The organism is Enterococcus raffinosus (genome assembly GCF_018917525.1).
GTDB classification, from domain to species: domain Bacteria; phylum Bacillota; class Bacilli; order Lactobacillales; family Enterococcaceae; genus Enterococcus_A; species Enterococcus_A raffinosus_A.
Genome location: NZ_JAHLOS010000006.1, coordinates 12,082 through 27,079, shown reverse-complemented (window position 1 = coordinate 27,079; position 14,998 = coordinate 12,082). Strand labels below are relative to the sequence as shown.

Genomic DNA, 14,998 nt, shown 5'->3' with positions numbered 1-14,998 from the left:
CTTATTAAAGGACAGTATCTTCGTGACACTGTCCTTTTTTTATGAGAATATGAGTATTCCATAGCGACTTTCTTTTATTAATAAGGCGGTTTAGGTATAATTCAAATGAGAGAATTATTTTTCTGAAAAGAGGGGACCATTTGGGAATTATTGAGCAAATTATTTTATTTATTTTTATTGTCAACTTAGTGGGGGCAATCATTACTGTTTTTCGTAAACCGCGGAATATTACAACGATTTGGGCTTGGCTGTTAACATTGATTTTTTTGCCAGTCATTGGATTTTTAATTTATGCCTTTTGCGGTCGCGGTATCGATGGGGAAACGATGTATCTGTTTGAACAAGAAGATGAGGACCGTGTTAAGGAAATCAACGAAATTATTCAACAAGACAATCGGCATGTGGATTACAATGAGCCGGATCAATTGTATCCAGCAGCAACAGCGCTAGTAAAATATTTTAAAAATTTGGATGAATCGCCGTTAGCAATTCGGAATAACCTGGAATTTTTCTTAGACGGCACAGAGAAATTCGAACGTCTATTTAAAGACCTGCGGGAAGCTCAAAGTACCATTCACGTGGAATACTATGCGTTCTTCAATGACCGCATCGGTAATCGCTTTATGCGTATTTTAGAGGATAAGGCCGCTGAAGGTGTGGAAGTTCGGATGATCTATGATCCATGGGGGTCACCGAAGACGAACAAAAAGTTTTTTGAGACCTTGATTAAAAATGGCGGAAAAGTTGCGCCGTTTATTACTTCAAGAAATATTTTGGCTAAAACACGTTTGAATTACCACTTACATCGAAAGATCGTTGTCATAGATGGACAGATCAGCTGGACGGGTGGTTTTAATGTCGGCGATCAGTATCTTGGAGAATCTAAACGTTTTGGAAGATGGCGCGATACGCACGGTCGAATAGAAGGAACGGCTAGTTTCACCTTGCAGGAAATTTTTATTCGCGATTGGAATGCTTCTGTAAAAAATAAAGCCGACCGGATGAGCTATTTGCCAGAGTATTTTGTTCTGCCGCAAAAGCAGATCGAAAAAGGTGTCCCTATGCAGATTGTTGCGGATGGTCCTGACTCCAGCGAACAGATTATTAAAGACGGCTTTGTTCGGATGATCTTGGCGGCTGAGAAAAGCGTGTGGATCCAAAGTCCTTATCTTGTACCAGATGAGACGATGATTTCCGCTATTTTGATTGCAGTACGATCAGGGATTGATGTACGGATCATGGTTCCAAACATGCCGGATCATCCATTCATTTACCGAGCGACTCAATACTATGCGAATTATTTACATCAGCGAGGCGTGAAGATTTATCACTATGCCGATGGCTTCTTACATTCCAAAACAATTGTCGTTGATGATGAGCTGGCTAGCTTTGGCTCAACCAATCAGGATATCCGCAGTTATGAATTGAACTTTGAGGTCAGCAGCTTTATTTATGATCCAGAGATCGCACAGCTATTCCGGACAATTTTTGAAGAGGACATGAAGGAATGTATTTTATTAACAGATGAAATAATCGCAAACCAATCTCACTGGTTGAATTTCAAGCAACGTTTTTCACGCTTATTATCACCTGTTTTATAATTTTTTTCGCAAACCTTGGCGGGCAAGATTGTCCGCCCCTTTATTTTTTGCTTCTGGAATCCATTGAAGAACCAGCAAGGGAAATTGCGGTGCTAATTCATTAAACTCTGATAAATATGGCTGAAAGAGCTTGTTTTTTGTCTGTCCTTGGTCTAAAATTTTTATTGCAGTTTTACTATCGGAATAGAGTAAAACCGTTTGATCATTCAGTTTTTGTTCGATCAAATAGTTTAGAGCATGGAGAATCACTGCTAATTCCGCTTGATGATTGTTGGTTTCAGGCAGTGAGATCGCAAGCTGTTTTTGTTTTTCAGAAATAATTAGAATGCCGCCGCCGCTCTTTTGCGTATTCGTAGCAGCATCAGTATAAACTTTTAACATAATGACCATCCTTTTTAGAGTAGGAGTATATGAATGAAGAAAAAACGCTATTTTTGGCAACCGGAGCTGTCAATCAGCATCATTTATTGGTCGTTGACCTTTATTGTTCTTTTTTATGGATTGATTCTGACCTTGGAAAAAACGCGGCCTTATTTACAGGGAAATATTGTAATCGGTATTGCCATTTTATTTGCTGTTGTTGGCCTTCATCGCTATTTAAACATTGACGAAACCGGGATAAGAGTCCGTTATGCCAGGTTTTGGCGCCTGGAGACACTTTTACGAGAGCATATCGATTATTTAACGCCGTGTAAAGACGGGGTAATCATCCAGCGAAAAGGACTTAGCGGAGCTTCTTTTCATTTTGCCATGCGTAAAAAAAGAAAAGAAGCCTTTATCAAAGACTTTATGACGTTCTATCCAGAAATTGAGATCAGAGAAGAAAACGAAAAGATCAGTCATGACTGATCTTTTCGTTTATTTCTTTTTTACATGAGCTGCTTGCATGCCGCGAGCACCTTCCACAATTACAAATTCAACTTCGTCACCAGGATCCAAGCTTTTGAATCCTTCTTCCTCAATCGCGGTGAAATGAACAAAAACTTCTTGATTTTCATCATAGGCAATAAAACCATACCCTTTTTTTTCATCAAACCATTTAACAATGCCACTATTCATTACGCAACACCCCTTTGCAATTGCTGGTTTTATTATACGTGATGGAAACAAAAAATGCGAATCAATAAGTTTGGTGATTCTAAGTGGTGTTTTTCTCTAAAAAATTCGTTATAATAAAAAGGAACGAATAAAAAAGTGTATTTTTCTGAGTAACGTTCGGGAAAGGGAGTTTTTATGAAAACTGATATCGAAATATCTCAAGCGACGACTTTAGCACCAATTACGGAGGTCGCAGAAAAAATCAACTTATCTTTTGATGATTTGGAATTGCATGGCAAATACAAAGCAAAAATCGAGTTTGATGCGTTAGAACGGATGAAAGAAAATCCAGAAGGAAAATTGATCCTTGTCACTTCGATCAATCCAACGCCGGCAGGGGAAGGAAAATCAACTGTTACGATCGGATTAGGCGATGCTTTAAATAAAATTGGAAAGAAAACCGTGATTGCTTTACGCGAGCCTTCTTTAGGACCAGTCATGGGGATCAAAGGTGGCGCAACTGGCGGTGGCTACGCACAGGTATTGCCGATGGAGGATATTAATCTGCACTTCACTGGAGATATGCACGCGATCACAACAGCGAATAATGCCTTATCAGCCTTACTGGATAACCACATCCATCAAGGAAATCAATTAAACATCGATGCCCGACGCGTGATTTGGAAACGGGTTGTTGATCTGAATGATCGTGAGCTGCGCCATATTACTGTTGGCTTGGGCGGTCCGATCAATGGGGTTCCTCGCGAAGATGGCTTTGACATTACTGTTGCCAGCGAAATCATGGCAATCCTATGCCTGTCAACAGATATTGAAGATCTGAAGCACCGTTTATCAAATATCGTTGTAGCCTATACCTTTGATCGTGAGCCTGTAACAGTTGGTGATTTGAAGGTGGAAGGAGCACTAGCCCTGGTTCTGAAAGACGCAATCAAGCCTAATTTAGTTCAAACGATTTACCAAACACCGGCATTTGTCCATGGCGGACCATTTGCGAATATTGCTCATGGCTGTAATAGTATTCTAGCAACGCGCGCTGCGCTGCATTGTGGAGATTATGTGGTCACAGAAGCGGGCTTTGGAGCAGATCTTGGCGGAGAAAAATTCTTGGATATTAAGGTACCAAGTTTAGGCAAGGCGCCTGATGCTGTGGTAATCGTAGCGACGATCAGAGCACTGAAGATGCACGGAGGAATGGCTAAAGCTGATTTAAGTATGGAAAATCTTGATGCCTTGAAAGAAGGTTTCAGTAACTTAGCCAAGCATATTCGCAATATGCGCAAGTATGGTTTACCTGTGGTTGTTGCTATCAACGAATTTATCAGTGATACGGATAAGGAAATTTCGCTATTAAAAGAGCTTTGCGAACAAGAAAATGTGAAAGTTGAGTTAGCTAGCGTTTGGGAAAAAGGACCTGATGGCGGAATTGATTTGGCGCAAACGATTGTTGAAACAATTGCAACTGAAGAAAACAATTTCCATTCAATCTTTAGTCGCGAGCACGATGATTTAACTGAAAAGGTTGAAACGATTGTCCGCGAGATTTACGGTGGAAATGAAGTTATCTATAGTAAGAAAGCACAGCAACAATTGGCCAGCTTCAAGAAATACGGCTGGGATCGTTTGCCTGTTTGTATGGCGAAGACGCAATATTCATTATCAGACGACCCAAGTAAATTAGGGGCTCCAATTGATTTTGATGTGACAATCCGCGAATTTGTACCGAAGATCGGTGCAGGCTTTGTCGTTGCGCTGACCGGCGACGTCATGACGATGCCGGGATTGCCTAAGAAACCTGCTGCTTTAAATATGGATGTTGATGAAAAAGGAAATGCTATCGGCTTGTTTTAAAATAATGAAAGGAGCAAACACTCGTGAAAGCGGGCGTTTGCTCCTTTTTTGTATATTCAAAAGCTGATTTTGCATATTTTCGATAAAATATGCAAAATAATTTATAAAAAACCATTGACTTGTATAAACACTACACGTATAATCGTCAGAAATAGCAGCTTTCTAATCGTATTATTATTCAATTCCAAGAATGCTATACGGCTTGAACATTAGAGGAAAGTTTTGTCTTTTGAAACTTTCTATCATTAATAGGAAAAGGAGGGGTTTATATGAAAGTTTCGATTATCGGAGTGACGGGCTACAGTGGGATCGAGTTGGTCCGAATACTGTTGCAGCATCCTAAGGTAGAGATCAGCTCTATTCACAGTCATTCGCAAAACGGCAAAGATATCGATGAGTATCTGCCCCATTTAAATCGCTTGTTGGACCTCCCTTTGGAACCAATTGATTCTACGAAAATCATGGAGCAGTCAGACTTAGTCTTTTTTGCTACACCATCAGGGATTTCTAAAGAGATCGCCACAACTTTTGTGAAGGCTGATTTTCCAGTTATTGACCTTTCAGGTGATTTTCGATTAAAAACAGATGGACAATATGAAAAATGGTATAAAAATTCAAGTGCGCCCTTTGAAATTTTACAAAATGCTCATTACGGACTAGCTGATTTTTATGCAGAACCTTCGTCAAAATTAATCGCTAACCCTGGATGCTATGCTACGGGAACACTTTTATCTTTGGCACCGCTGGTTCAGCAAGACATCATCGAAAGCGATTCGATCATCGTGGATGCAAAATCTGGTTTATCCGGGGCAGGCAAGAATTTATCGGAGTCTAGTCATTTTGTTAACAGCAATGAAAATATGACACTGTACAAAATGAACAGTCACCAGCATATTCCAGAAATCATGCAGCAATTAAAGCAATGGAATGAAAATATTCCAGCGATCCAATTTTCGACTTCCTTAATTCCAGTGACTCGCGGCATTTTTATTACAACCTATGCTCGCAGTAAGGAAAAGCTGACTCAAGAAAAGGTTTTAGAAATCTTTCAAACCTTTTATCAAGAAAAGCCTTTTGTCCGAGTTCAAGCACAAGATGTTTACCCGAACTTGCGGCAGATCGTTGGCTCGAATTTCTGTGATATTGGAGTAGCTTACAATGAAGTGACCAATATCATTACTGTTGTTACAGTATTGGATAATTTAGTAAAGGGCGCCGCTGGACAAGCCGTTCATAATCTAAATCATCTAGCCGGTTGGCCTGAAACCACTGGTCTAAACCTAGTACCAATTTATCCATAAAAAATGTCGGAGTGTGAAGAGTATGCAAATCATAGATGGAACAATCGCCAGTCCTAAAGGCTTCTATGCCACTGGCTTACATGCAGGATTAAAAAAAGAGAAGAAAGATTTAGGCGTCATTTATTCAGAGGTTCCTGCCAATGCTGCGGCAGTTTATACGACAAACCAAGTGAAGGCAGCACCAATTTTCGTTACAAAAGAAGCAATGAAGGATGCCACCATTCAAGCAGTGGTAGTCAATTCAGGTATTGCTAATGCTTGTACTGGAAAGCTGGGAATGGAAAATGCCAAAGAGATGCAGGAATTAACAGGAGCTCATTTGAAGATCGCCCAAGAGAGTGTGGCTGTTGCTTCAACTGGTGTGATTGGCAAACAGTTACCAATGGAAATCATCGAAGCAGGAATTAGCAACATTGATTTGCAGAAGCAAGAACCCTACGCTTTTCATGAAGCCATATTGACAACCGACACAGCGACAAAGGAAATCGTCATTACGGAAGAAATCAATGGTCAGCAGGTAACAATGGCTGGTGTAGCTAAAGGCTCAGGAATGATCCATCCGAATATGGCAACGATGCTGGCATTCATTACAACCGATGCTCAAATCTCTGAGGAACTGCTGCAGGAAGTCTTGGCAGATAAAACTGAAACGACCTTCAATCAAATCACTGTTGATGGGGATACATCCACCAACGATATGGTGCTGGTCTTAGCCAATGGCTTGGCAGAAAACCCTGTGATCGAAAAAAATTCCGAAGCGTTTGAAAAATTCGTCGCGATGTTTCAACTAGTCAGTGAGACGTTAGCGAAGAAGATAGCCAAAGATGGCGAAGGCGCGACTAAATTGATCGAAGCACAAGTAGTTGGTGCTCTGAACGGCAGCGAGGCACGTTTAGTCGCGAAGAAGGTGGTCGGTTCTAGTTTAGTAAAAACGGCGATGTTCGGCGAAGATCCCAATTGGGGACGAATCATTTGCGCAGTCGGTTATGCCGGCTCCCACACTGATCCTGAAAAAATAGACATGTGGATTGGCGATCAGCAATTATTGAAAAACAGCCAGCCGCAGGAATTTGACGAAGCTTTGATGAAACAGACTTTGGAGAAGGAAAAAATCAATATTACCGTTGATCTGAATATCGGTGAGCAAAGCGGACAAGCATGGGGCTGTGATTTAACCTATAAATATGTCGAAGTGAATGCGTTGTATCACACATAAAAATATCCGGTATAGAATAAATTCATTTAAGGAGCGAAAAAAATGGGCAAGATAGTCGTAAAAATCGGTGGTGTAGCCAGTGATAATTTAACAGATAATTTTTTTGAACAAATTGAATCATGGCAAGCTCATGGGCATGAGATCATTATCGTTCACGGCGGGGGATACTACATCACGGAAATGATGGAACGTTTGAATATCCCTGTAATGATCAAAGAGGGCTTACGTGTTACAACGGAACAAGCCTTAAAGGTTACTCAAATGGTTCTGATTGGCCAAGTACAACCAACGATTACAACGTTATTCCAACAACAAGGCTTCGGCACGATTGGTCTGAACGCTTCTAGCGACAGTATGATTCAAGGGACCTTTATTGATCAAGAAAAATTGGGTTATGTTGGTGAAATCACCGAGATCAATCCGGCAGCTATTGAAGGGGTTTTGCATAAGAACTACATTCCGATTATCGCTCCTTTAGGAATGACAGCAAACGGCCAATGGCTTAATATCAATGCGGACGATACTGCGTGTAAAATCGCTGAAGCCCTTGAAGCAGATGTATTGTATTTGTTGACAGATGTACCAGGAGTGAAGCAAGACGAACAATGGCTTGAAAAACTATCAATCCATGAAGTTGAGCAATTGAAAGCGGCGAAAGTGATTACTGGGGGCATGATCCCTAAACTAAATAGTGCTGTCGATGCGTTAGAAAATGGTGTTTCAGAAGTTCATATTACCAATTGTATCGAATGTGCAGGTACTGTAATCGTAAAGGAGGGGGTCTTTGCATGAGTCATTTGTTTCCAAATTATGCAAGAGACACGATTGATCTGATTAAGGGTTCAGGAAGCTATGTGTATGATCAAGAGGGAAACAGCTATCTGGATTTTATGAGCGGAATCGCTGTCACAAATTTAGGTCATAACAATCCAAAAGTGATGCAGGCATTGGCTGAGCAAGCAGATAAAATTTGGCACAGCTCGAACTTGTATTCCAATCATCTGCAAGAGCAGGTAGCTGAAAAATTGACCAAGGGAAAGGATTATTTGGCTTTCTTTTGCAATAGCGGAACCGAGGCCAATGAAGCGGCGATTAAATTAGCTAGAAAGGCCACTGGGCGTTCGAAAATTCTTAGCTTTGAGCAATCATTCCACGGACGGACTTACGGGGCTTTGAGTGCGACAGGACAGCCAGCTTTGCAAGAGGGCTTTTATCCGATCGTCGAAGGATTTGATTATCTTCCATACAACGAACTAGCTCCATTGAAGGAACAGTTAGATGAAAACGTGGCCGCAGTCATGTTGGAGGTTATCCAAGGCGAAGGCGGAATCATACCAGCGGAGAAAGAATGGCTTCAGTCAGTCGCAAAACTATGTAAAGAAAACGGCAGTTTATTGATCATTGATGAAATTCAAACCGGTATGGGAAGAACAGGAACCTTCTACGCGTTTGAAGCTTATCAGATCGAACCAGATATCATTACGATCGCCAAAGCTTTGGCTAACGGCATTCCAGTGGGTGCCATGTTAGGAAAAATCGAACTAGCCGAAGCTTTTGGCCCAGGTTCTCATGGGACAACCTTTGGCGGAAACAATTTGGCGATGAGTGTGGCGAATACTGTAGTAGGCGAAATCAATCAGCCGGAATTTTTAGCAGAAGTTGCAGTTAAAGGTCGGTATTTAATGGATGAACTGATCAAATTGAGTGGAAAATCTGAAAAAGTTCTTGATGTTCGAGGAAAAGGCTTGATGGTGGGGATCGAATTAAATTCGCCAGAAACGCTGCAACAGACAATTCAAGAGTTGAAGGTACAAAATCTTTTAGCAATCAAAGCTGGTAAAAACGTGCTTAGACTACTGCCCCCTTTGACCATCAGCCAAGAAGAATTGACAAAAGGCTTGGAAATTATTAACTCTGTATTACTAAAATAGGTCGATATTAACTCAATATCCATAAAAAACCCTTAGCATTTTATTCGATGCTGAGGATTTTTTGCGTGATTTGATAGAATAACCTAACATTTTCAACAAAGATAGAATTTATCATCGTTATTTTAATATCAAATAAACTTTGTTCTACCAACGAATTGTTTTGTGATGATCATTATGTTTAAAAAATAATAAACATTTAGGAATGTAAACGGTTAAAAAAAGAGCTATCTTTTAAGCGTGAGATAAGCACGAACGATTCTTAACTAAGAAAATAATTGTACGCGCTTCTCTTTTAGCAACGGCGGTGCACAGCTATTGAGGAAGAGCAGCCAATACTTGACTATAGATAATCTAAAGAGAGGAGGATGTTTATGAAGAAGCATCTATTAAACAAAAATCAGCTTTTTTCACTGAAGCGAAAGACGTTAGAAAAGCGAATCAGAAAATACTATTTTGAAACTGGCGATGCAAAAGATACCTTGGAATTTTTACTTGTACTGCAAGTACGAGAAGAATTAACCAATGACGATTTTTCTTTTATGATGGTGGATATCGTCAAACATATCTTCATGAAAACTAAAAATACGCGTTTATTGCGTCGTTTGTCTATTTTTTTCGAAGATTACTTTGATAAAAAAGAATGGAAAGTGTTATCACGAAGATTATTTACGGTCAAACATTTCATTGCCGATAAGCTAGAAAAACTATATACCCATTTTGCCAAAATGCCTTTGGAAAGCTTGGTTGGTTCATGAAGCTGATTTTTTCAGGATAAATAGAAAAGGGGTGGAGAGTATAGGCAAAACGAGAATAAGATTACAAGTTAAATATGAAAAAAGCAACGGAAACTATCATCGTTTTAGTATCAAAGACGTCAATCGTGACTTGCCAACAGAAAAAATCAAGTCCTCTTTGGGAAAACTAGCAATCGTTGATCTATTTGACCAAGACGGTGTGGGACTCTTCAAAAAAGCGGTTGAAGCAAAATTTGTCGAAACCACTGAGTCAAAAATCTTTGATAACCGAAACGATGAAGACACGCTTCAAGAAAAAAGTGCGGCGTCTGAAAAACAATTGATTCGAATTCCAGAGGATCTGATCATTACAGAAGAAAGACCAGAACCAGATATTTTGATTCAAAAAATTGGACTGCCTAAGGGAATTGATCTTCAAGAATTGAATGATCAACAGACGACTTCGATCCTAATTGCTTGCATGCACGTCAATGCTGAGCTGGAGGATGTTTGGCTTGAAGACAATCAATTTACATTGATTGAGAGACTGAAAAGCTAACCAATCATTTTAAAGAAAATACAAAAACAGCATTTATAAAAACTTTGTTTGCTTTATCAGAAATCCAACGTTGGTATAAAGCGGACATTCAACAATAATAGGCTTAGTTGGTGTAAGAAAAAAATCAGAATTTTTAAACCTGCTGAAATAGCGGGTTATTTGACGAGTCCGATTTTCATAGTTTTATTAACTTCGCTGAGAGTCAGCTGCATAATGTTCAGCGAACCAAGTAAATTTCACTTACCTTTATTCCTCAAACACTTCTCTAAATGTTCACTTCTAATTTTCCTCACACCTGAGACTTTCCATCACGCTTTTTTTCACTTATACTGGAGCTATCGAATTTTACCTGAATTAGAATCAAAAAAAATTTTTCAGAAATCGTTTGAAAAATCTAGTTAGGTGATTTAAAAGAAAAAATTTCATTAGTAAGAAATAAGGAGCAGTCGAATGGGAGAACGGGCGGATATTTTTTTGAGTACCTTTAATCGGATTGAAAAGGAACTAAAGCGGCAATTAGGCAATCCGGTGAATATGAGCTTTAGTGAAGCGGTGAGACGCTTATCAAAACGGCGAGATAACTTAATTGGCGACAGCGAGAATGATTTGCTGCAGCTGGCACAATTGCGCAATGCGATTGTGCATGATCAAGTGGCGGATGATTTTGTTATTGCTGAGCCGAATGATTGGGCAGTTACACGCATTAAACAAATCGAGGAAAGCTTATTGCGTCCAGAAAAGGTGTTGCCAAGGTTTGGTAAAAAAGTCACTGGATTTGAACGAAATCTGCCATTGGTAGAAATCATGAAAATCATCACGGAAAAACGTTTTTCCCAGTTTCCGGTTTATGACTCTGGAAAGTTTATGGGCTTGATTACTTTGAGAACCATTGGGTTTTATTTTGCTCAAGCTAGTCTATCTGGTTCAGTTAGTCTTAAGGGTCGTATAGCTGAAGATTTATTGTTAGGAAACGGCAAGCGCACGAATTTCAAATTTGTTTCAGCTGATACAAAAGTTTCTGAGGTAGAAAAAATGTTTCAGACAGAAGCCATTTTAGAAGCGATCTTGATTACTAAAGATGGACATTCGGATGGCAATCTGTTGGGCATTATTCGACCGCGAGATATTTATAGTCAAGAAGGGGAGCAATAAGCTTGTTAGTCATTTATTTATTATTAAGTGCAGGAATCATCGCGCTCGACCAATGGTTCAAATGGTGGATCGTCAATCAGTATAATTTTGGTGAAAGTCAAACGATCCTTCCAAATATTTTGTCACTAACCCATATTCGCAATACCGGAGGCGCGTTTAGTCTCTTTGAAGGACAGCAAATCTTTTTTATTGTTATCACGATTGTTGCAGTAGTTGCGGTGATTTATTATTTAGTCAAACATTTACAAGAAAGTAAATGGCTGACCTTAGGCTTGAGCTTCTTTTTAGCTGGGGCCATCGGTAATTTCATCGATCGTTTCCGTTTAGGTTATGTCGTGGATATGTTCCGTTTGGATTTCATTAATTTTCCAATTTTTAATATCGCTGACATGGCTTTAGTGATAGGTGTCATTATGATTTTTATTTATATTCTATTAGATGAGAGAGACAAGAAAAATGACTAATCAAATTGAAGTAATGATAAAAGAAGAAACCGGGAGGATCGATAAGGTCTTGAATGACCGCCTGGCTGATTATTCTCGTTCACAGATTCAACAATGGATCAAGGAACAACATGTTTCCATTGAAGGCAAAGTCATCAAGGCAAATTACAAAGTAAATGCTGGAGATAAAATCCTGATCGAGATTCCTGAACCCGAAGAGTTGGATCTTATTCCCGAAAATCTAGATTTGGATATTGTCTATGAGGATGACGATGTCGTGGTGGTAAATAAACCTCAAGGCATGGTGGTCCATCCATCTGCAGGCCATCCCAAAGGTACGCTAGTGAATGGATTATTGTATCAAATCAAAAGCCTATCAACGATCAATGATGTGATTCGCCCAGGGATCGTCCACCGTATCGATAAGGATACTTCAGGTTTATTGATGGTGGCGAAAAATGACCGCTCCCATGAAGCATTAGCGAAACAGCTGAAAGATAAAACCTCTTTAAGAAAATATGTGGCGCTAGTTCACGGAGAGATTCCTCACGAAAAGGGACGAATCGAAGCACCAATTGGTCGTTCAAAAGTTAATCGAAAAATGCAGGCCGTGATCGAAGACGGTAAACCGGCTGTGACACATTTTGAAGTCTTGAAACGTTTTGAAGGCTTCACGTTAATTGAATTACAGCTAGAAACGGGGCGTACTCATCAAATTAGAGTACACATGCAATACATCGGTTATCCAGTCGCTGGCGATCCTTTGTATGGGCCAAAGAAAACCTTGAAGGGCAATGGACAATTTTTGCATGCGAAATTATTGGGCTTTGAACACCCTACGACAGGCGAGATGATGGTCTTTGAAGCACCGCTGCCAGAAATTTTCAAAAAAACTTTGAAACAGTTAAAAGAAAAAGATTGATTTCTTAAATCAGGAATAGTATAGTGTCTGTAGTAAGAAATAAATAACTAAATAGTAATCCTTTAAGAGTAGTCCCGTGAGGCTAAGAAGGAAGTAGATAGTGATTTAGACTAGGTGCGCCTAGGTGAACACTATCATTTTGACGAAGTCGATAACATTCCTCCTACCTAACTACGGGTAGGAGTTTTTTTGCGAAAAATAAAGGCATTTAAACGAATAAGGATGTCAGTTCAACTTTTCGCAGTTTACTTTAGGAAGAGAAACTAGTTCCAAAAGCTGAGCCGATCATCCGCGTGAACACTCTAGTTGAATGATATACGGCATTTGAATCGAACTAATTTTTCCCTGAAAAATTAATTCATTAAAACAAATAAGGAGGAGACAGGATGTATAAAAAAGAGGTAGTAGATGAGGTAACAATGAAACGAGCGTTGACTCGGATTACTTACGAGATCATCGAACGAAATAAGGGGGTTCAGGATATCGTCTTGATCGGGATCAAAACCCGCGGGATTTTTATCGCACAAAGAATCGCAGAACGCCTTAAGCAATTGGAGCACATCGATGTCCCGGTTGGGGAGTTGGATATTACATTGTATCGGGACGATGTGAATGTAGCGGAAGCTGAACCGGAATTACATTCATCAGATATTCCTTTTTCAATTGAGGGCAAAGAAGTAATCTTGGTCGACGATGTCTTGTTCACCGGCAGAACGATTCGCGCAGCGCTAGACGCAGTCATCGATTTAGGTCGTCCAAACCGCATCTCATTAGCCGTCTTAGTCGACCGCGGACATCGCGAATTACCGATTCGTGCCGATTATGTCGGAAAAAATATTCCGACGGCTTTAACGGAAGAAATCGTCGTTGAAATGGAAGAAAACGACGGACAAGATCGCATCTTAATTCAAAAAGAAGACTAATCAGACAAATGTTTAGACACTAGAAAGAGGAAGTTTCATGCAAGAGTTTCATAATGATGACGTTGTTTTAGATATTCACGATCGCCCAAGTGCAGGACACTGGGTCGGCTTAAGTATTCAACACTTATTCACCATGTTTGGTGCAACGGTTTTGGTACCGATCTTAGTCGGAATCAATCCGAGTATCGCACTGGTAAGTTCAGGGCTAGGAACATTGGTTTACCTGACTGTAACCAAAGGCAAAATACCTGCTTACTTAGGCAGCAGCTTCGCCTTTATTGCGGCGATGAAATTATTAATGAAGAGTGATGGTTATCCAGCAGTCGCTCAAGGTGCTTTGACCTGCGGCTTGGTTTACTTGATCGTTTCCTTCATTATTAAAAAAATTGGCTCGGGCTGGTTGGATAAAATTTTACCGCCAATCGTTGTTGGACCAGTTGTCATGGTTATCGGCTTAGGCTTAGCCAGCAACGCCGCACAGAATGCCATGTATAACAATGGCGAATACAGCTTCAAATATGTGTTAGTTGCTTTGATTACTCTAGCCTTAACGATTTTCTTCAACATGTTCTTCACCGGATTTTTAGGCTTGATCCCAATCCTGTTAGGAATTGTTGGCGGCTATGTAACGGCAATGATCTTCGGCATCATCGACTATCAACCGATCATCGACGCAAAATGGTTGGCAATGCCCGCTTTCAGCGTACCATTTGCCACTTATCAGCCAAAGTTGTACGTCAATGCGATTACCACGATGGCGCCTATCGCCTTCGTAACCATGACTGAGCATATCGGTCACTTGATGGTCTTGAACAAGCTGACAAAACGCAACTTTTTCGAAGATCCTGGTTTGGATCGCACATTGATGGGCGATGGATTAGCACAAATCGTCGCAGGCCTAGTAGGCGGACCGCCAGTAACCAGTTACGGAGAAAACATCGGTGTCCTTGCGATCACTCGTGTTCACAGTGTGTTCGTTATCGGCGGTGCAGCAGTCTTCGCAGTCTTACTAGGATTTGTCGGCAAACTCAGTGCCTTGATCTTAAGTATCCCAGGGCCGGTGATCTCAGGTATCAGCTTCATCTTGTTCGGAGTCATCGCAGCTAGCGGATTGAAAATCTTAATTGAAAACAAAATTGACTTTGATAAGAAAAAGAATCTATTGATCGCTTCAACCATCCTTGTCATCGGTATTGGCGGTTTGGTCTTTGAAGCAGGAACCTTCACCTTATCTGCCATGGCATTAGCCACAGTTTTAGGAATTATCTTGAACTTAATCTTGCCGGAACAGGCACGTAGCGAGAAATAA

16 protein-coding genes are annotated in these 14,998 nt (G+C 40.3%); 14 read left to right on the top strand and 2 right to left on the bottom strand.

Features of this window, described 5'->3' with window-relative positions; genetic code table 11:
• Positions 1-140: 140 nt before the first annotated feature.
• Positions 141-1,601, top strand: a complete 1,461-nt coding sequence (gene cls, locus KQI58_RS06020; RefSeq protein ID WP_216407372.1) for a cardiolipin synthase — start codon at positions 141-143, stop codon at positions 1,599-1,601.
• Here cls and KQI58_RS06015 read toward each other — a convergent pair.
• The gene (locus KQI58_RS06015) at positions 1,596-1,982 is read right to left on the bottom strand and encodes a ribonuclease HI family protein (protein ID WP_216407370.1); all 387 of its coding nucleotides are present in this window, start codon (positions 1,980-1,982) and stop codon (positions 1,596-1,598) included. The two genes, cls and KQI58_RS06015, sit on opposite strands and share 6 nt — an antisense overlap.
• Before the next feature lie 33 nt (positions 1,983-2,015).
• Between KQI58_RS06015 and KQI58_RS06010 the strand changes: the two genes are divergently transcribed.
• On the top strand, positions 2,016-2,450 hold the full coding sequence (locus KQI58_RS06010; RefSeq protein ID WP_216407368.1) for an EbsA family protein: 435 nt from the start codon (positions 2,016-2,018) through the stop codon (positions 2,448-2,450).
• 9 nt (positions 2,451-2,459) lie between these two features.
• Here the strand turns inward: KQI58_RS06010 and KQI58_RS06005 are convergent, their stop codons facing one another.
• On the bottom strand, positions 2,460-2,660 hold the full coding sequence (locus KQI58_RS06005; protein WP_216407366.1) for a cold-shock protein: 201 nt from the start codon (positions 2,658-2,660) through the stop codon (positions 2,460-2,462).
• 174 nt (positions 2,661-2,834) lie between these two features.
• Between KQI58_RS06005 and KQI58_RS06000 the strand changes: the two genes are divergently transcribed.
• The 12 genes from KQI58_RS06000 (at position 2,835) to KQI58_RS05945 (ending at position 14,998) form a co-directional block, all read left to right on the top strand.
• A complete protein-coding gene (locus KQI58_RS06000) occupies positions 2,835-4,508 on the top strand; it encodes a formate--tetrahydrofolate ligase (RefSeq protein WP_216407364.1) in 1,674 nt (557 codons plus the stop codon).
• Positions 4,509-4,777: 269 nt separating this feature from the next.
• Positions 4,778-5,809, top strand: a complete 1,032-nt coding sequence (gene argC / locus KQI58_RS05995) for an N-acetyl-gamma-glutamyl-phosphate reductase (RefSeq protein WP_216407362.1) — start codon at positions 4,778-4,780, stop codon at positions 5,807-5,809.
• Between the two features lie 22 nt (positions 5,810-5,831).
• Positions 5,832-7,025 carry a bifunctional ornithine acetyltransferase/N-acetylglutamate synthase gene (gene argJ / locus KQI58_RS05990; protein WP_216407360.1) on the top strand — a complete coding sequence of 398 codons (1,194 nt, stop codon included), beginning with the start codon at positions 5,832-5,834 and terminating at the stop codon, positions 7,023-7,025.
• Between the two features lie 42 nt (positions 7,026-7,067).
• Positions 7,068-7,817, top strand: coding sequence for an acetylglutamate kinase (gene argB, locus KQI58_RS05985; protein WP_216407358.1), 750 nt, complete (start codon positions 7,068-7,070; stop codon positions 7,815-7,817).
• Positions 7,814-8,956 carry an acetylornithine transaminase gene (locus KQI58_RS05980; RefSeq protein ID WP_216407356.1) on the top strand — a complete coding sequence of 381 codons (1,143 nt, stop codon included), beginning with the start codon at positions 7,814-7,816 and terminating at the stop codon, positions 8,954-8,956. Before argB ends, KQI58_RS05980 begins: the two co-directional genes overlap by 4 nt.
• A 371-nt stretch (positions 8,957-9,327) precedes the next feature.
• Complete coding sequence (locus KQI58_RS05975; protein WP_016180200.1) at positions 9,328-9,711, top strand: hypothetical protein; 384 nt, start codon at positions 9,328-9,330, stop codon at positions 9,709-9,711.
• A gap of 31 nt (positions 9,712-9,742) precedes the next feature.
• The gene (locus tag KQI58_RS05970) at positions 9,743-10,249 is read left to right on the top strand and encodes a DUF2922 family protein (protein WP_216407354.1); all 507 of its coding nucleotides are present in this window, start codon (positions 9,743-9,745) and stop codon (positions 10,247-10,249) included.
• Positions 10,250-10,699: 450 nt separating this feature from the next.
• A complete protein-coding gene (locus KQI58_RS05965) occupies positions 10,700-11,401 on the top strand; it encodes a CBS domain-containing protein (protein ID WP_016180202.1) in 702 nt (233 codons plus the stop codon).
• Between the two features lie 2 nt (positions 11,402-11,403).
• A complete protein-coding gene (lspA, locus tag KQI58_RS05960) occupies positions 11,404-11,865 on the top strand; it encodes a signal peptidase II (protein WP_049219112.1) in 462 nt (153 codons plus the stop codon).
• On the top strand, positions 11,858-12,766 hold the full coding sequence (locus tag KQI58_RS05955) for an RluA family pseudouridine synthase (RefSeq protein ID WP_216407352.1): 909 nt from the start codon (positions 11,858-11,860) through the stop codon (positions 12,764-12,766). Before lspA ends, KQI58_RS05955 begins: the two co-directional genes overlap by 8 nt.
• Positions 12,767-13,152: 386 nt before the next feature.
• On the top strand, positions 13,153-13,689 hold the full coding sequence (pyrR, locus tag KQI58_RS05950; RefSeq protein ID WP_016180205.1) for a bifunctional pyr operon transcriptional regulator/uracil phosphoribosyltransferase PyrR: 537 nt from the start codon (positions 13,153-13,155) through the stop codon (positions 13,687-13,689).
• Positions 13,690-13,726: 37 nt separating this feature from the next.
• The gene (locus KQI58_RS05945; protein ID WP_216407350.1) at positions 13,727-14,998 is read left to right on the top strand and encodes a solute carrier family 23 protein; all 1,272 of its coding nucleotides are present in this window, start codon (positions 13,727-13,729) and stop codon (positions 14,996-14,998) included.